The sequence below is a fragment of the Pseudoglutamicibacter albus genome, assembly GCF_022346425.1.
GTDB classification, from domain to species: domain Bacteria; phylum Actinomycetota; class Actinomycetes; order Actinomycetales; family Micrococcaceae; genus Pseudoglutamicibacter; species Pseudoglutamicibacter albus.
The window spans coordinates 1-17392 of sequence record NZ_JAKRCW010000013.1 but is presented as its reverse complement, the minus strand read 5'-3'; the positions used below and the strand labels follow the sequence as shown (position 1 = coordinate 17392).

The following is a 17392-nucleotide window of genomic DNA, read 5'->3' as shown; positions in this document are numbered from 1 at the left end:
CGGGGTGCAGTATGACCAAATTTTTCCCAATAAGCACAGCTTCGAAAATGTTTCATGTGTGAAGTGTGCATGTGACGAGGGAAGGAACCTTCGTGTCCCAATCCACCGCCGAGAACACCGGCGCATCTGTTGAGCAGACTGAGACGAAAGCTAAAGCTCCAGCTAAGAAAGCTTCAGGGGGTTTGGCATCGTTGAAGCTCGCTCAGCTTCAGGAATTGGCTTCGCAGCTGGGTATCACCGGCGCTCGTCGCCTCCGTAAGGCTGATTTGGTGGCCAAGATTCAGGACCATCAGCGTGGTGGTGCCGTCGCTGATCGTGAGGCCGCTAAGAAGAAGGATGAAGCTCAGAAGGCCCAGAAAGACGCGCAGAGCCAAGCGCGCAAGGGCGCTCAGAAGAAGGACGCCGATAAGGCTCCGGCTGATAAGGCTGGGGCGGCTGAGGGTGTTTCCGCTTCCGCTAAGAGCTCTGACGCAACAGATAAGACCGCCGATGCGGCGGATGAGTCTTCACGCTCGGGCCGTGGCCGCCGTCGTCGCTCTTCCTCCGCTGCAGCCGGTGCACCGTCGAAGAACGATCAGCACGCCGGGGAAGAATCCTCTGCGCACGCAGATGATAAGAACCGCGACGAGAACAAGAACAACAGCGACAAAAATCACAGCGACGACACAAACCGTGGCGGCAAGCACGAAAGTGATAAGCACCGCGGCGATAAGAACAACGCTGAGAAGAAGCACAGCGATAAAAACAGCGCTGAGAAGAACAACGGCGAGAACGACCGCTCCGAGAACGAATCCGGTGAGGAGTCTTCCGAGGATTCGCACAACGAAGGGGGCCGTAACCGCCGCGAGACCCGTAATCAGCGCAACCGCCGTAACCGGCGTGGGCGCGACCGTGATCACAACGACTCCAATGAGGACTCTCACGAGGACTCGGATGATCGTGGTTCGCGTAACCAGCGCAACCGCCGCAACCGTAATCGTGACAACAACAACGACGATTCGCGTGGTAACCGCCGCGAACGTCAGCGCAACAACCGCCGTAACCGGGGCCGTAACCAGATCGAGGTTGAAGATACCGAGCTGACCGAGGATGATGTGCTCGCACCAGTCGCGGGCATCCTCGATGTGATGGATAACTACGCGTTCATCCGCACGTCCGGTTACTTGCCTGGCCCGAACGACGTCTATGTGACGATGAAGCAGGTTCGCCAGTACAACCTGCGCAAGGGTGACGCTGTTGTTGGTGCGATTCGTGCTCCGCGTGAGGACGAGAACAACAACCACTCCAACAACGGCAAACGTAACCGCTACACGCCGCTGATCAAGCTCGCGACCGTGAACGGTCTTCCGGCTGATGAGAACAAGGACCGAGTGAACTTCAATAAGCTCGTTCCGCTCTACCCGGAAGAGCGTTTGCGTCTTGAAGCCGGCGCTAAGTCGGTTGGTCCGCGCATCATCGACCTTGTTGCCCCGATCGGTAAGGGCCAGCGCGGCCTCATCGTTTCCCCGCCGAAGGCCGGTAAGACGATGATCCTGCAGTCGATCGCTGATTCGATCAAGAAGAACAACCCTGAGGTTCACCTCATGATGGTTCTTGTTGATGAGCGTCCTGAGGAAGTCACCGACATGCAACGCACGGTGGACGGCGAAGTCATCGCTTCCACGTTCGACCGCCCGGCTGAGGATCACACCACTGTTGCAGAGCTAGCGATTGAACGCGCTAAACGCCTCGTTGAGCAGGGCCGCGACGTCGTGGTTCTGCTGGACTCGATGACCCGCTTGGGCCGCGCCTACAACCAGGCCGCCCCGGCATCGGGCCGTATCCTCTCCGGTGGTGTCGATGCTGCAGCGCTCTACCCGCCAAAGCGTTTCTTCGGTGCTGCCCGCAACATCGAAAATGGTGGTTCGCTCACGATTCTTGCGACAGCACTGGTCGAGACCGGGTCCAAGATGGACGAGGTCATCTTCGAAGAGTTCAAGGGCACCGGCAACATGGAGCTGCGTCTGTCACGCAGCCTCGCTGAGAAGCGCATCTTCCCGGCAGTGGACGTCAACGCGTCCTCGACCCGCCGCGAAGAGAACCTGCTCTCGCCTGAGGAATTGAAGATCATGTGGCGTCTGCGCCGGGTGCTCTCAAGCCTCGAACCGCAGCAGGCGCTCGAACTTTTGACGACCAAGATCAAGGAAACCGAATCGAATGCGGAGTTCTTGATGGTGGTCAACCGCACCACGCTGGACGGCAAGTAGCCGCGTAACAACGCTCCTTATGGCAGGCACGTGAAGGGCCTGCCATAAGGAGCGTTTGTTCTACCCTGGTGTTCTAAGACCTGGCGTTTTAAGAGCCGATCACCGTGAGCCGACCTACGTAGGAAACATGATGAGTGAAACGAACGATCCGATCCAAGCGATCCTGGACGAATACGAGCAACTACAGACCAGGCTTTCTGATCCGGATGTGTATTCAGATCAGGGGATGGCGCGCAAGCTAGGCCGCCGTTCCGCCGAATTGCGTCCGATCGTGGAGACACACAACAAGTTGGTGCAGGCGCGTGAAGACCACGAGGCCGCTGCCGAGATGGCAGAACTTGATGAAGAGTTCGCGGCCGAAGCCAAAGAGCTTGAAGCCCAGATCCCGGAGCTTGAAGAGAAGCTACGTCGTTTGTTGATCCCACGTGACCCTAACGATGGCCGCGATGCGATCCTCGAAGTCAAAGGCGGTGAAGGCGGTGAGGAAGCCGCACTGTTCGCTGGAGACTTGTTGCGCATGTACATCCGTTACGCGGAAAACCGCGGCTGGAAGACTGAAATGCTCTCGGCTACCGAATCCGATCTGGGCGGCTATAAGGACGCCCAGGTTGCGATCAAGGGGACCGGCAGCGAACCCGCCGAGGGCGTCTACGCCGCGTTGAAGTTCGAAGGTGGCGTCCACCGGGTCCAGCGTGTTCCTGTCACGGAGTCCCAAGGCCGCGTCCACACGTCGGCCGCTGGCGTCTTGGTGTTCCCGGAAGTCGATGAGCCGGAAGAGATCGAGATCCACGACAACGACCTCAAAATCGACGTCTACCGTTCCTCCGGCCCGGGTGGACAGTCCGTGAACACGACCGACTCTGCGGTGCGCATCACGCACTTGCCGACCGGCATTGTGGTTGCGATGCAGAACGAGAAGTCACAAATCCAGAACCGTGCCGCCGCGATGCGCGTTCTACGCTCGCGTTTGCTCGCCCACCAGCAGGAGCAGATCGAGGCGGAACAGGCTGATCAGCGCCGTTCGCAGGTGCGAACTATGGACCGTTCCGAGCGCATCCGCACCTACAACTTCCCGGAGAACCGCATCGCGGATCACCGCACCGGCTATAAGGCCTACAACCTCGACGCCGTGCTTGATGGCGACCTCCAGGCTGTGATCGACTCCTGCATCGAGATGGATGAAGCCGAGCGCCTAGCCCACGTAGGTGAGGGCAACTAAAACATAGGTTGTACCGAGATGTCTCTTCCTTCCGATGACGGCCGGGCGCCTTCGAACCCAGGAGCATCGCCTCCAGATTTATCGGCAGCGCCTTCAGATCTAAAGGCTGCGCTCGGGTGGGCGAGTGCCCGTCTTGCTGAGGCGGGGGTTGCCTCACCGGCAGCCGATGCCCAATGGCTTGCCGCGCACGCGATGGGTGTTTCGCGCGGTGAGTTGATGGCGGCTTCGCTTCGGGGTGCCCCCACACCAGAGGGGTTCGAGCGTCTTGTTGAGCGGCGGGCGCGCCGTGAGCCACTGCAGCATATCCTCGGGACTGCCGGTTTCTATGGGCTTGAGCTTGAGGTGGGGCCGGGCGTTTTCGTGCCTCGGCCGGAAACCGAAACGCTCGTTGAACAGGCTTTGAAGGTCCTGCAGGGGCTGGCGGCGTGTGAACCTGCGCCTGAGAACGATGTGCCAGCTACCTACGATGCGCTAGTTACCTACGATGCACAAGCTGCTTCGCGGCAGGTGCGGATCGCTGACTGGTGCGCAGGTTCCGGGGCGATCGCGGCCGCGCTCGCGTCTCATGTCACAGAAGCGAAGGGGCAGGCGCCTGTTCATATCGAGGCGGTGGAGGCCAGCGGCGAGGCCGCGAGCTACGCAAGCCGGAACCTCGCCGGCACCGGCGTGGAGCTGATCGAGGAAGATGTTTTCACCCATTATGCGGCCAAGCCCGGGTGCTTGGATATGGTGTGCGTGAACCCACCATATGTTCCCGATGCCACGCCGATCCGTGATGTTGAGACCCAATTCTTTGACCCTCACACCGCGTTATATGGGGGAGGGGGAGACGGCTTGAGTATCCCGTTCGCTTTGATCGAGCTCGCTGGCCACACCTTGCGACCGGGGGGAGTGATACTGATGGAGCATGCAGAAGAGCAAGGCTCACCCTTGCGGCATGCGGCGTGCGCCACCGGGGCATTCAACCGCACCCAAACGATGACTGACCTGACTGGCCGGGACCGCGTCACGATCATGTGGCGCAACGGAGCAGAAGCGGCTGTGTAAATAAACCAGTCGCGGGAATGAAAGAATAGAAGAGTGAGCACTACATATGATCTGACCGACCCTGAAGCGCGCGCTGACGGTATCGCGCGAGCAACCGAGGCCCTCGGCGCTAGGGGTCTGGTCGTCATGCCCACTGACACTGTCTATGGTGTCGCAGCGGACGCTTTCAGCCCACAAGCTGTCGCGACCCTTCTGGCCGCTAAAGGGCGGGGGCGTCACATGCCACCGCCCGTGCTCATTCCACGCCCCGAGACACTTCAGGGGCTTGCCACGGACATCCCAGAGGGGGCGAGCGCGGTTGCCGAGAAGTTCTGGCCGGGCGCACTGACCCTCATTTTGATGGCGCAACCCTCCCTGACGTGGGACCTCGGAGAGACCCGGGGCACTGTTGCGTTACGGATGCCTGATCACAAGGATGCGCTCGAACTGTTGTCGCAGACCGGCCCGTTGGCGGTCTCAAGCGCTAACCGTTCCGGGATGCCGGCCGCGATGAGCGCGCAGAAGGCACACGAGATGCTGGGGGACTCGGTAGCCGTCTACCTTGAGGGTGCTGCAACGAAAGAAGACGCCGCATTCAACGAGGATGAGGCGTCCGGATCTGAGCTGTCCGAATCCGCGCCGTCCGAGTCCGAGCCGGCCCCGCCATCGACCATTGTCGACTACACGGTCACTCCACCCAAGGTTGTGCGCGCCGGGGCGTTGAGCGTTGAACAGCTGCGTGAGGCGGACCCGAGCATCCTCGACATCGACGGAAACCCCGCACCAAACACCGAACCAGCACCAAACACTGAACCAGCCGGTACCGATCTAGCCGACACAGAACCCGCATCAAACACCGTGGCAGAGGAGACGCCCAAACCATGAGGGTCTATCTTCTGCTCGCGGCTCTAGCGTTCGTGGTGTCTACAACGCTGACTCCGGTTCTGAGGGCCATAGGTAAACGCACTATGGCCGATATCCCGGTCCGTGCCCGTGACGTCCATTCCGAGAAGATCCCTAAGCTCGGTGGCGTGTCCATGATCGTTGCGTTCCTGGTTGCGTTGGCGGCCTCGGCTCAGGCACCGTTTCTGACCGGCGTGTTCATCCGGCCCGATGTGGTGGCGGGCTTGGTTCTGGCGCTCATCGTGATCCTGGTGGTCGGGGTCGCCGATGATCTGTATGAACTGCGGTGGTACTACAAGCTGCTAGGTCAGCTGTTGGCTTCATTCATCATGGCGGTTTCCGGGGTGAGGCTTGAGGTTTTGCCGGTCGGTTGGGTTCAGATCGATTCATCGGTGTGGCAGATCGGTGCGGCGATGTTCCTCATGATCATGATGATGAACGCGATCAACTTTGTTGACGGTCTCGACGGCCTCGCCGCCGGCATCGCAGCGATTGGCGCGAGCGCGTTTTTCATCTACTGCTATACGCTTGCCCGTCAGGTCAATCAGTACGATCACGCGAACCTTGGTGCGCTGCTGATGGCGATCCTGTTGGGTTCATCCCTTGGGTTCTTGATCCATAATTTCAACCCCGCCAAGATTTTCATGGGGGAGTCCGGTGCGATGATGATCGGGCTGGTCATGGCTGTTGCCACGATTGTTGTCACGGCAGACTTGCGTGCCCTTGATGGTGAACGTTTCAGGAACATCCCCGCATATATGCCGATCGTGCTCCCGATCGCGGTGATCGCCTTGCCTTTGGTCGATTTGTTCCTCTCGGTTTTGCGGCGTGCCGCACGCGGACGCTCACCTTTCACAGCAGACCGTGGACACCTGCATCACCGGCTGATCGACGGCGGCTACACGCATCGCGGCGCGGTCTTGTTGCTGTATTTGTGGAGCGCGATCGTCGCGTTCGGCGCCATCCTGATCAACCGGGTCCCCGCACCGATCATCTTGCCGATCTGGGGCCTTCTGTTGCTTGGGGCGGGGATCTTGACGATCCACCCGTGGATCCGTCGCAAGCTCGCCCATCGCACTGAAGCTGAACACAGGAAGCTACATATACGTAGGAAGGGCCGCGTCTAGATGTCGCAACAACAGCCGCACCTCATCACCGAAGCCTCGGATTCCATTGCCTTTCCGTGGCTGAGGGTGCTGGCTTACTCCGCGGCTGCCGGCTCAGCTGTAACGGTAGTGATCACTGTCCTCGGGGCGGTCTTCGCCAGGTTCCCGGGCGCGTTCTCAGCGTTCGCCGCGGCGGCCGTCGTTATGGTGTTCTTTGCTATCTCCTTGCTCGTAGCTCACGTGGTTGGCAAGAGAAAGCCCGATGCCGTTCTTGCGGCGTTCATGATCACCTACGTGATCAAGGTGATAGCTTTCGGTTTCTTGCTTTTCATCCAACCGGATGAAAGCTGGTTTTCACGCGGATGGGCCATCGCAGGGGCAGTGGGGGCGTTCATCGCCTGGCAGGCTGCTGAGATGTGGGCGATGATGAAAATCCGTCTCCGGATCTACAACTAACGAAGTGGTGACAATGGCAAAAAAGAGGCTTAATTCGACCCAGCGCGGCTATGGGCCACCAGATGCTGCGGAACATCCTGTGCGCGAATACGTGACCTATCTACTCGGCGGGATCATCTCCTTCGGTTTGATAGGATGGTTGGCGGGTATGGCCCTGGACCGTTCGTGGCTGCTTTTCGTAGGAGCCGGATTAGGTGCCGTGGCCGGGCTCTATATCGCTTGGCGTCATCACGTTGACCGTCGTAGGGAAGCCGGACGCCTGAAATAAAGCCACACCCCAGCACGAGTCTCCGAATACCACGATGATCATCCCGATGATTCTTTGTGCGGAGACAGCCGTACAGCTTCTAGAGAGGAAACGCGTTGATCGCGCTTGCGCTTTCCACAGCCGCCGGTTCCGACGGTTTCATCCCACCAACCATCGATGACCTCCACCTTCCGGAGATCATCCCGTGGGGCGCCGAATACGGCACCGGGTTCGGCAAGCAGATGCTTGTCGTACTGCTTACTGTTTTGCTCCTCTCGTGGTTCTTTGTCGCTGCAGCACGCAAGCGTCAAATGATTCCAGGCCGCTTCCAGTTCTTCGGTGAAGGGTTCTACTCCTTCGTCCGGAACTCAGTGGGCCGTGACATGCTCGGCGAAAAGGAGTTCCGCAAATACACCCCGCTTCTGGTGGCGTTGTTTGCGTTTGTCCTTGTCAGCAACCTGATGGGGGCTGTGCCCTTCATCCAACTGCCCACCACGTCACACGTCGGTACAGCGTACGCGCTAGCCGGCATCGTGTACGTCTACTGGATCTACCTGGGTTTCAAGACCCACGGGATTGGCTACTTCAAGGTCGCACTCATGCCATCGGGTGTGCCGTGGCCTTTCTATTTCCTTGTGATTCCGATCGAGATCGTTTCGACGTTCTTGGTTCGTCCAATGACGCACTCGCTGCGTCTGTTCGCAACCATGCTTTCGGGTCACATGATCGTTGCGCTTGCTGGCTCAGCGATGAACTTCATGTTCCTGAAGATGGGTGAGTGGTATGGATATCCACTCGGTGTGCTCGTCTTCATCGGTGCAGTAGGTATGTTCCTGTTCGAGATCTTCATCATGGTTCTGCAGGCTTATGTCTTTGCCCTGCTGACCGCGGTGTATATCCAGAGCTCGATCGCGGAAGCCCACTAGCACTATCCAACAAACTGCCCTGTAGCGAGACGCTAGAGGGACAACCATCCGCCCTTGTCCGTGGATCCACAAACCAGTTCACAAACCGCGGACACCGTGAAAGGAAAATCATGCAGATCTCCGGAAACCTCAACGCCATCGGCTACGGTCTCTCCGCCATCGGTGGTGGTATTGGCGTGGGCCTCGTGTTCGCTGCCTTCATCCAGGGTGTCGCACGCCAGCCGGAACTCCAGAACAAGCTGCAGCCACTCGCCTTCATGGGCCTGGCGTTCACCGAGGCACTTGCAATTCTGGGTCTCGTCTTCGCGTTCGTCTGGAACTAATCGCGTGAATTCCCCTTCCAACCCTTAAGGGGTGAGGGAAAACCACGCTGATGGACCATTACGCAAGAAAGACGGGTGAAACATGGATAACGCAGTGATCCTCGCGGCAGGTGCCGCTAATCCGCTGCTGCCGAACTGGTGGGAGGTGCTCGTCACCCTCGTCGGCTTCCTGGTTCTGCTGATCATCGTCGGCAAGGTAGCGACCCCGATGTTCGAGAAGACCTTCGAGGAGCGCACCGCCGCTATCGAAGGTGGCATCCAGAAGGCTGAGGCCGCACAGGCTGAAGCTGAAGCTGCCAAAGCTGAATACCAGCAGCAGCTGCAGGAAGCCCGCACCGAAGCAAACCGCATCCGTGAGGAAGCGCGCGCAGAAGGTGCACAGATCCTTGCTGAGATGAAGGCTAAGGCCGCTGAGGATGCAGCACGCATCACCGAGCAGGCGCAAGCCAGCATCCAGGCAGAGCGCGTTGCAGCACAGGCCTCCCTCCGCACTGAGGTTGGCTCGCTGGCAACCGACCTCGCTTCGAAGATTGTCGGCGAAGCCCTTGAAGATGACGCACGCTCGCAGCGCGTTGTTGACCGCTTCCTGGCTGATCTCGAAGCACAGCAGCAGGGGGCGTCGAACTAATGGCAACTGCGACGAACGAGGCGCTGGCGAACGCGCTGGCAGCACTCGAGTCTTCGGCATCCACTGCCGAGCTTTCGTGGGCGACCGATCTGTTTGGCGCTCTGAACGTCATCGACGAGAATGCAGCTTTGCGTCGTGCGCTGACGGATCCTTCACGGGAGCCGGAAGCCCGGGCTTCGCTGGTACGCAGCCTCTTTGGGGAACGTGTCGGTGATAAGGCTCGCGAGGTCCTCGAGGGGCTGGCGCGCTCGCGCTTCTCCACCGAACGGGACCTAGGCGACACCCTCGAACTCGTCGCCGCCATCACCGCGACGACCGTTGCCGAAAAGGTAGACGGCGCCGCTGGACTGGACAAACTCCAGACCGAGCTGCTCGGTTTCGTTGAACTGGTCGCTTCCGATCACGAGCTCCAGTGGGCTCTGACTGATCCACAAGCACCAGTCGACGCGAAGGTTGAGCTCGCACAGAAGCTTGCACCACAAGCCTCTGATGTGACCCGCGCACTGCTAGCGCAGGCGGTATCTCATCCTCGCGGCTTGCGACCTACCGCACTGGTAGAGCGTTTCGCTGAAATCGCGGCACACCGGCAGCAGCGTTTCATCGCTACGGTGAGTGTGACCCGTCCGCTGACCGATTCGCAACGCGAGCGACTGCAGGCCGGGCTGAACTCGATGTACGGTCGCGAACTGCGCCTCAACGAAGTGATCGACCCAAGTGTCGTAGGTGGCGTCCGGATTGTTGTAGGCGACGAAGTGGTTGACGCAACCGCTGCAAGCCGCCTGGCAGATTTGCGCCGCAAGCTCGCAAGCTAAGTCCGCAACCGAGTAGTTTTAAAAGCATGACGTCCCAACGACCGGTCGGAAACCGGTAGGGACCACCAATCTAGAGAGCAGGGAGAGGCAGATGGCCGAGCTGACCATCAATGCCGAGGAAGTCCGTAACGCACTCAACAGCTTCGCAGAGTCCTACACCCCGGATTCCGCAGAGCGTGTAGAGGTCGGACACGTTGTCTCGGCAGCTGACGGCATTGCCCACGTAGAGGGTCTTCCCTCCGTGATGGCGAACGAACTGGTTCGTTTTGAAGACGGAACCCTGGGCCTGGCCCAGAACCTGGACCGCCGTGAAATCGGTGTTGTTGTCCTGGGTGACTTTGAAGGTATTGAAGAGGGCCAGGAGGTCCACCGCACCGGAGAGATTCTCTCCGTGCCAGTCGGTGACGAATTCCTGGGCCGTGTAGTTGACCCGCTGGGTCAGCCAATTGACGATCAGGGCGAGATCAAGGCTGAAGGCCGTCGCGCGCTTGAACTGCAGGCTCCAACGGTGACCCAGCGTCAGTCGGTTAATGAGCCGCTGCAGACCGGCCTGAAGGCGATCGACGCGATGATCCCTGTCGGCCGTGGCCAGCGTCAGCTGATCATTGGCGACCGCCAGACCGGTAAGACCGCCATCGCGATCGACACCATCTTGAACCAGCGTGAAAACTGGGCATCCGGTGACGTCACCAAGCAGGTCCGTTGCGTCTACGTCGCAATCGGCCAGAAGGCGTCCACGATCGCGGCTGTGAAGTCCACCCTGGAAGAGCACGGCGCGATGGAGTACACCACCATCGTTGCTTCCCCAGCATCCGACTCCGCAGGCTTCAAGTACCTCGCACCATATGCGGGTTCCGCAATCGGTCAGCACTGGATGTACGGCGGCAAGCACGTCCTCATCATCTTCGATGACCTCTCGAAGCAGGCTGAAGCCTACCGTTCCGTGTCCCTTTTGCTGCGCCGCCCACCGGGCCGTGAAGCATACCCAGGTGACGTCTTCTACCTGCACTCCCGCTTGCTCGAGCGTTGCGCGAAGCTCTCGGACGAGATGGGTGCCGGCTCGATGACCGGCCTGCCGATCATCGAAACCAAGGCAAACGACGTTTCCGCGTTCATTCCAACGAACGTTATTTCCATTACCGACGGTCAGATCTTCTTGCAGTCCGACCTCTTCAACGCCAACCAGCGTCCAGCTGTCGACGTGGGTGTCTCCGTCTCCCGCGTTGGTGGTGCCGCACAGGTCAAGGCTATGAAGAAGGTTTCCGGTACCTTGAAGCTCGATTTGGCACAGTACCGCGACATGCAGGCGTTCGCGATGTTCGCATCGGACCTCGATGCCGCATCCCGCCAGCAGCTGACCCGCGGTGCACGCCTCATGGAGCTGCTCAAGCAGGGCCAGTACCAGCCGTACTCGGTCCCAGAGCAGGTCGCTTCCATCTGGGCAGGTACCAACGGCTACCTCGACGACGTCCCGGTTGAAGACATCAACCGTTTCGAAACCGAGTTCCTGGAGAACCTGCGCCACCGCACCTCGATCCTGACCACGATCGCAGAATCGGGCAAGCTCGAGGACTCGACTGTTGCAGAGCTCGAATCTGCAGTGACCGAGTTCAAGCGTGGCTTCTTCGGTGAAGGCCACGACACCCTGGTGACTGCCGGCAACGAAGAGCATGACGCTCTGGCTGCCGAAGACGTCAACCAGGAGCAGATCGTCAAGCAGAAGCGCTGATCGCACATCCGCTGAAGGTGGCGGCGAACCAGCGAAACCTCGAAGGTTCGCCGCCCACCACCAGCGGGGCATGAAAGGACATCCATGGGAGCCCAAATCCGGGTTTACCGCCAGAAGATCGCATCGACATCTTCGATGAAGAAGATCTTCAAGGCGATGGAGCTGATCGCGACCTCGCGCATTACCAAGGCGCGTAACGCCGTTACTGCAGCCCTGCCTTATGCCAATGCGATCACTCGCGCTGTATCTGCCGTATCCTCGCAGTCCGAAATCGACCACGTACTGACCCGTGAGAAGGAAACCGCTAAGCGTTCCGCTGTAGTGATGTTCACCTCCGACCGTGGTCTGGCTGGTTCCTACTCCGCATCCATCATGAAGGAAGCGGAAGAGCTCATCACAGCTCTGAAGGAAGAAGGCAAGGAAGTAGACGCATATCTGGTGGGCCGCAAAGCTCAGCAGTACTACGACTTCCGCGGACGCGAGTATAAGCGAGTGTGGACAGGTAACACTGACGCACCTGAATTCGATACTGCTCAAGAAATTGGCGCCGCCGTGCTCGAAACTTTCGAGCGTGAATACGAAAACGGTGGGGTAGACGAGATCCACCTCGTGTACACCCAGTTCAAGTCCATGGTGACGCAGGAACCAAACGTGACCCGTTTGCTTCCACTCGAAGTCGTTGAAGAGGAAGTTCAGGACGAATCCGAACTCCATCCGCTCTACGACTACGAGCCGGAACCAGAGCAGGTGCTTGACGCACTGCTCCCGCGCTACCTGGACTCTCGTATCTTCGCAGCCATGTTGCAGGCTGCAGCATCCGAGCTTGCAGCTCGCCAGCGTGCAATGAAGAACGCAGGCGACAACGCAGAAGAACTGATTGAGAAGTACACGCGACTGCGTAACAACGCCCGCCAGGCAGAAATTACGCAGGAGCTCACGGAGATCGTCGCAGGCGCCGACTCGCTCGGCGGCTAAGACCCCTCAACCGAAGACCACCCCAGCTATAACAGCGAAGTGAGAGACATGACTGCTCAAGTTACCGAAGCGGCAGCGACCGCGACGCCGGGCGCAACCGGCCGCATCGCTCGCGTGATCGGTCCGGTCGTGGACGTCGAGTTCCCGGCTGACGCGATCCCAGCGATCTACAACGCACTGACCTGTGAGGTCACCCTCGCAGGCGAGACCCGTAAGATCACGTTCGAGACCTCCCAGCACCTGGGTGACAACCTCGTTCGTGCAATTTCCCTGCAGACCACCGACGGCCTGGTTCGCGGCACCACCGTACAGGACACCGGAGCTCCGATCTCCGTGCCAGTTGGCGACGGTGTCAAGGGCCACATCTTCAACGTTCTGGGTGAATCCCTCGACGTTGAGCAGGACGAAATCAAGGCCGACGCCCACTGGCCGATCCACCGTAAGCCTCCGCACTTCGCAGAGCTTGAAGGTGCAACCGAGATGCTGGAAACCGGTATTAAGGTTATTGACCTTCTGACCCCTTACATCAAGGGTGGAAAGATTGGTCTGTTCGGTGGCGCTGGTGTTGGTAAGACCGTTCTGATCCAGGAAATGATTACCCGTGTTGCCCGCAACTTCGGTGGTACCTCGGTATTCGCCGGCGTTGGTGAGCGCACCCGTGAAGGTAACGACCTCTGGGTTGAAATGGAAGAGGCCGGCGTTCTTAAGGACACGGCACTGGTATTCGGCCAGATGGACGAGCCACCAGGCACGCGTCTGCGTGTTGCACTGACCGGCCTGACCATGGCGGAATACTTCCGTGACGTGCAGAACCAGGACGTTCTGCTCTTCATCGACAACATCTTCCGCTTCACCCAGGCAGGTTCCGAGGTTTCGACCCTTCTGGGCCGTATGCCTTCCGCAGTGGGTTACCAGCCGAACCTCGCTGACGAGATGGGTCTGCTGCAGGAACGCATTACCTCGACCCGTGGTCACTCGATTACCTCGATGCAGGCGATTTACGTCCCTGCGGATGACTACACCGACCCGGCGCCAGCAACCACGTTCGCGCACTTGGATGCAACCACTGAGCTCTCCCGTGAGATCGCCTCGCGTGGTCTGTACCCAGCTGTGGATCCGTTGACCTCGACCTCCCGCATTCTGGACCCACAGTACGTGGGTAAGGATCACTACGACACGGCTGTCCGCGTCAAGCAGATCTTGCAGAAGAACAAGGAACTCCAGGACATCATCGCGATCCTCGGTGTTGACGAGCTCTCGGAAGAAGACAAGATCGTCGTTGCACGCGCACGTCGTATCCAGCAGTTCCTCTCCCAGAACACCTACACTGCTCTGCAGTTCACCGGTGTTGAAGGTTCGACGGTTCCGATCAAGGACACCATCGAAGGCTTCAAGGCGATCGCAGACGGCGACGTCGACCACCTGCCAGAGCAGGCGTTCTTCAACTGTGGTGACATGGAAGACGTACAGCGTCAGGCACACGAGATCGAGAAGGCCACTAAGTAATTATGGCTACGTTGGATGTGGAAGTTGTCGCAGCAGACCGCCACGTGTGGTCCGGTGAGGCACGTTTCGTGAAAGCAACCACGGTGGAAGGTGAGATTGGTGTCATGCCATTCCACTCGCCACTGATGGCTCTGCTGGCCAGCGGCGACGTGGAGGTAGAGCCCGTCGATGGCGCTCGCATCCACATTCAGGCCGCTGGGGGTTTCTTCTCGGTCGACTCGAACCGAGTGACCATCGTTGCTGACCGTGCGTCGCTCGTGGATTCGACCGAAGCCTGATTCACCATGTCGATCGCACAGGGCTTGCTCCTGCTTGGAGTACTCGTTCTTGTGCTGATCGGCGCCTACTTCGTTGCTATGAGGGTACGCCGCAACCAGTTGCGGCGTACCCTCGGCACGTTTAAAGGTGCATTACACAACGAACAGGAGCGCTGGACGCGCGTCATCTGCAGATACGGCGACCATCGACTCGATGTTCTACGCCTCTTTTCTGTCAGCCCCATCCCAGTGCTGAAGCTGCAACGGCCGGACATTCAAGTGCTCGGGTGGGAACCGTCCGAGACGGTGCCTGGACGGTTCCCCTCCGACTGGGTTGTGGTCGAGATCAAAAACCGCGAGCAACAGATCAATCTTGCGATGAGCTATGGCGACTACACCGGCCTCGCCTCATGGGTTGAAGCCGGACCGGTTGCCGGTATGGGGACCTGGCGTCAATCGCCATCAAATTAGTACAGAAGGCCGCCGACAGTGGGCCGGAACGGTAGCACTCGGCTTCATGCGAGGGTTTATGCGAGCCTGAGCTCAGAACAGACGCGACTCGACGTCATCGACGCCGCGCATCGCATCGTAATCCAAGACCAAACATTCGATATCGCGGTCCTCAGCGAGAGTGCGGGCCTGAGGTTTGATCAGCTGGGCGGCAAAGATCCCGCGGACAGGCGCCAGATGGGGATCGCGGTTCATCAGCTCAAGATACCGCGTCAACTGCTCAACACCATCGATCTCACCGCGACGCTTCAGCTCGATCGCCACATAGCCGCCGTCAGCGTCCCGCGCGAGAATATCGACAGGCCCGATAGCGGTCATGTACTCACGGCGCACCAGGGCCGCGCCGTCGCCGATGAGATGGATCTGCTCGGCTAAGAGGCGCTGCAGATCAGCCTCAACACCATCCTTGATCAGGCCCGGATCCACGCCAAACTCATGCGTGTCATCGGCGAACACCTCATAGATGCGAATCGTGAGCGCATCCCCGGTCTTGGCGTTGCGGACAATCCACATCGACTCAACACCTTCTGCGGCATCCACCTCATCAGGTTCACTCACATGCGTGTGAACAGGCGCGCTCATCCAGTTCAGCGGTTTATACGAGCCGCCGTCGTTATGGATCAACACTGAGCCATCGGCTTTGACCATGATGAGCCGCTTGGCTTTAGGGAGGTGGGCGTTCAGCCGCCCCGTGTAATCAACAGCGCATGTAGCAATCAGAAGTCGCATCGTGGATAGTTTAGCCCCCGTGGGTGTTTGTCTCCATCCGGTCAGGTGAGCGAGCGGCTCGGTAGGGTAGTAGCAGGTTGTCGGGCCACACAAGGATTAGGCCAAGAGGGGAGAACAGCGTGGGACGTAAAAACCGCAGAGCTCCGCAGGCTCGTGGCGCAAGCCGCAGGATCTCGGGTTCGCGTTCTTCTGCCTCCCGCAGAGGCCCTCGCCCTGTACGGACCCGTGCATGGGACTTAGATACAAGTAGTGGCTGGCTTCACTATGGCCACGAACCGTTACAGGACTTCAGCGACGGGCTATGGCATGTGCGCGCAGTACCAGGCTATGGCGCGAGTAAACATTACCGCTGCCCGGGCTGTGATCAGCTGATACCACCGGGCATCGCACACATTGTGGCGTGGAGAGCGGACGGTTCACGATCGGACGCGGACGCCCAAGCAGACAGGCGCCACTGGCATAGCAGATGCTGGGAGAACCACGCGCCGCGTCGTTGAGGCCGCGCTAGCGAACCCGAGACGGTAGCTGCACTGGAGGGCCCGATCTGGGTTAGCGGGCGTCTTGCCTGCGGAAGAAGACTTCCTTGATCAGCGTGATGGCGGCAGCAGCGACCGGGATTGCCATGAGCGCACCCAACACGCCGAAGAGCGCACCACCGGCGATCACTGCGATCACCACCACCGCGCCTGGAACCTTGACGGCACGCGACATGATCCTAGGCGAGATGAAGTAGGCCTCTACCTGCAGGTAGACGATGTAGAGGATCGCGTACAGCAGTGTGGACTGCCAGCTGAGCGAGAATAGAGAGACAATCACAACCAAGGTTCCCGCGGCCACGCCACCTACGAGCGGAATGAATGCGAGCATCGCAACACACAGTGCAAGTAGCAGCGAATAGGGGATCCCGAAGATCGTCATCAGGATGAACGAGAAGCAAGCGTTGACAATGGCGACTGTTGCTTGCCCCATGACGTAGTTGCCTACCGAACGCGTGATGTTCTCTGACAACACGGCGACCCGCTGTCTGCTGGAAGCCGGCGCGAAAGAGAAGACAAACAGTTTCAGTTGTGGCAACGAAGCCAAGAAATAGGTTGCCAGAACGAACACGATGAGTGTGCCGAAGAAGAACTCACCCACAAAGTTACCGGCGTTGATCACATTCGCTAGGGTGTCAGGGCTGTTGATGATGGACCTGACTTCTTCACCGACTTTGTCGATGAGGTGGAACTGAGCATCCAGTTTCTGAACCATCGGTTTGGCGGTGACGTCATCAAGGATCGCGGGCGCGCGTCGAGTTAGCTCAGAGATCTGGGTGATGAGCGCGGGGATCAGCAAACTCAAGAAGCCAGCCACGAACGCGAGAAGTACGAGCACGACCACGAGCACACCGACCCAGCGCCGCCACCCGCGGGATACGAAGAAGCGCACGATGGGGTCCATGCCTAACGCGATGAACAATGCCAGCGCGATCCACGTCAAAAGCTGAGATAGCTCCGCCAGTATCAGCCACGCCATGACGGCAAGCGCTACACCTACTGCAAGACCGAAACCGGACTTCACGGGGGTCTGGAGTGCGGGGCTGTCTGGCGAACTTTTCGCTGTTCCAAGCGCCGAGCTGGAGGTTTCGTCCGCTTCAGAATTGCTGGATGCACCGGATCCATCGATGGTGGCCTGCGGGGACCCGGGATCATAGGGTAAGGGTCTATCCGTGGTGGTGAGCGCGCGGCCTAGCCAGTGCGGAACAAACTTGCGGAACCGTGCAGACGCCGCGGGGGCAGGGGTAGGGGCTGGTAT

At 59.3% G+C, this 17392-nt stretch carries 18 protein-coding genes; 16 read left to right on the top strand and 2 right to left on the bottom strand.

Annotated features, from left to right (window positions below):
- Positions 1-92: 92 nt before the first annotated feature.
- The 16 genes from rho to MHJ63_RS08055 all read left to right on the top strand — a co-directional run bounded on the left by rho (position 93) and on the right by MHJ63_RS08055 (position 14830).
- Positions 93-2246, top strand: coding sequence for a transcription termination factor Rho (rho, locus tag MHJ63_RS08130; RefSeq protein ID WP_420876146.1), 2154 nt, complete (start codon positions 93-95; stop codon positions 2244-2246).
- 127 nt (positions 2247-2373) lie between these two features.
- Entirely contained in the window at positions 2374-3465 is a 1092-nt protein-coding gene (gene prfA, locus MHJ63_RS08125) for a peptide chain release factor 1 (RefSeq protein ID WP_083285372.1), read from the top strand.
- Positions 3466-3483: 18 nt separating this feature from the next.
- The gene (locus MHJ63_RS08120) at positions 3484-4512 is read left to right on the top strand and encodes a N5-glutamine methyltransferase family protein (RefSeq protein ID WP_239446984.1); all 1029 of its coding nucleotides are present in this window, start codon (positions 3484-3486) and stop codon (positions 4510-4512) included.
- Positions 4513-4545: 33 nt separating this feature from the next.
- A complete protein-coding gene (locus tag MHJ63_RS08115; RefSeq protein WP_239446983.1) occupies positions 4546-5376 on the top strand; it encodes an L-threonylcarbamoyladenylate synthase in 831 nt (276 codons plus the stop codon).
- Positions 5373-6521: an MraY family glycosyltransferase gene (locus MHJ63_RS08110; protein ID WP_239446974.1), complete on the top strand. Its 1149-nt coding sequence runs from the start codon at positions 5373-5375 to the stop codon at positions 6519-6521. Before MHJ63_RS08115 ends, MHJ63_RS08110 begins: the two co-directional genes overlap by 4 nt.
- Entirely contained in the window at positions 6522-6956 is a 435-nt protein-coding gene (locus MHJ63_RS08105) for a Cg1360 family ATP-synthase-associated protein (protein ID WP_070490416.1), read from the top strand.
- A gap of 13 nt (positions 6957-6969) precedes the next feature.
- Entirely contained in the window at positions 6970-7224 is a 255-nt protein-coding gene (locus tag MHJ63_RS08100; protein WP_141739803.1) for a disulfide bond formation protein B, read from the top strand.
- 95 nt (positions 7225-7319) lie between these two features.
- Positions 7320-8129, top strand: coding sequence for a F0F1 ATP synthase subunit A (gene atpB, locus MHJ63_RS08095; RefSeq protein WP_035754589.1), 810 nt, complete (start codon positions 7320-7322; stop codon positions 8127-8129).
- A 110-nt stretch (positions 8130-8239) separates the two neighbouring features.
- On the top strand, positions 8240-8452 hold the full coding sequence (atpE, locus tag MHJ63_RS08090) for an ATP synthase F0 subunit C (RefSeq protein ID WP_035754591.1): 213 nt from the start codon (positions 8240-8242) through the stop codon (positions 8450-8452).
- Between the two features lie 82 nt (positions 8453-8534).
- A complete protein-coding gene (locus MHJ63_RS08085; RefSeq protein WP_070490414.1) occupies positions 8535-9080 on the top strand; it encodes a F0F1 ATP synthase subunit B in 546 nt (181 codons plus the stop codon).
- Entirely contained in the window at positions 9080-9892 is an 813-nt protein-coding gene (locus tag MHJ63_RS08080; protein ID WP_239446973.1) for a F0F1 ATP synthase subunit delta, read from the top strand. The genes MHJ63_RS08085 and MHJ63_RS08080 overlap by 1 nt, the downstream gene beginning before the upstream one ends.
- Before the next feature lie 91 nt (positions 9893-9983).
- A complete protein-coding gene (atpA, locus tag MHJ63_RS08075) occupies positions 9984-11621 on the top strand; it encodes a F0F1 ATP synthase subunit alpha (protein WP_035754597.1) in 1638 nt (545 codons plus the stop codon).
- A gap of 84 nt (positions 11622-11705) precedes the next feature.
- The gene (locus tag MHJ63_RS08070) at positions 11706-12596 is read left to right on the top strand and encodes a F0F1 ATP synthase subunit gamma (RefSeq protein WP_239446972.1); all 891 of its coding nucleotides are present in this window, start codon (positions 11706-11708) and stop codon (positions 12594-12596) included.
- 48 nt (positions 12597-12644) lie between these two features.
- Entirely contained in the window at positions 12645-14102 is a 1458-nt protein-coding gene (atpD, locus tag MHJ63_RS08065) for a F0F1 ATP synthase subunit beta (RefSeq protein ID WP_239446971.1), read from the top strand.
- 2 nt (positions 14103-14104) lie between these two features.
- A complete protein-coding gene (locus MHJ63_RS08060; RefSeq protein WP_035754603.1) occupies positions 14105-14380 on the top strand; it encodes a F0F1 ATP synthase subunit epsilon in 276 nt (91 codons plus the stop codon).
- 6 nt (positions 14381-14386) lie between these two features.
- Complete coding sequence (locus tag MHJ63_RS08055) at positions 14387-14830, top strand: DUF2550 family protein (RefSeq protein ID WP_035754605.1); 444 nt, start codon at positions 14387-14389, stop codon at positions 14828-14830.
- Between the two features lie 72 nt (positions 14831-14902).
- On the opposite strand, the gene nucS is transcribed toward MHJ63_RS08055, so the two are convergent.
- Positions 14903-15598, bottom strand: coding sequence for an endonuclease NucS (gene nucS, locus MHJ63_RS08050; protein ID WP_070490412.1), 696 nt, complete (start codon positions 15596-15598; stop codon positions 14903-14905).
- A gap of 549 nt (positions 15599-16147) precedes the next feature.
- Positions 16148-17392 (bottom strand): AI-2E family transporter (locus MHJ63_RS08045; RefSeq protein ID WP_239446970.1); only part of this gene is annotated, 1245 nt, incomplete at its 5' end.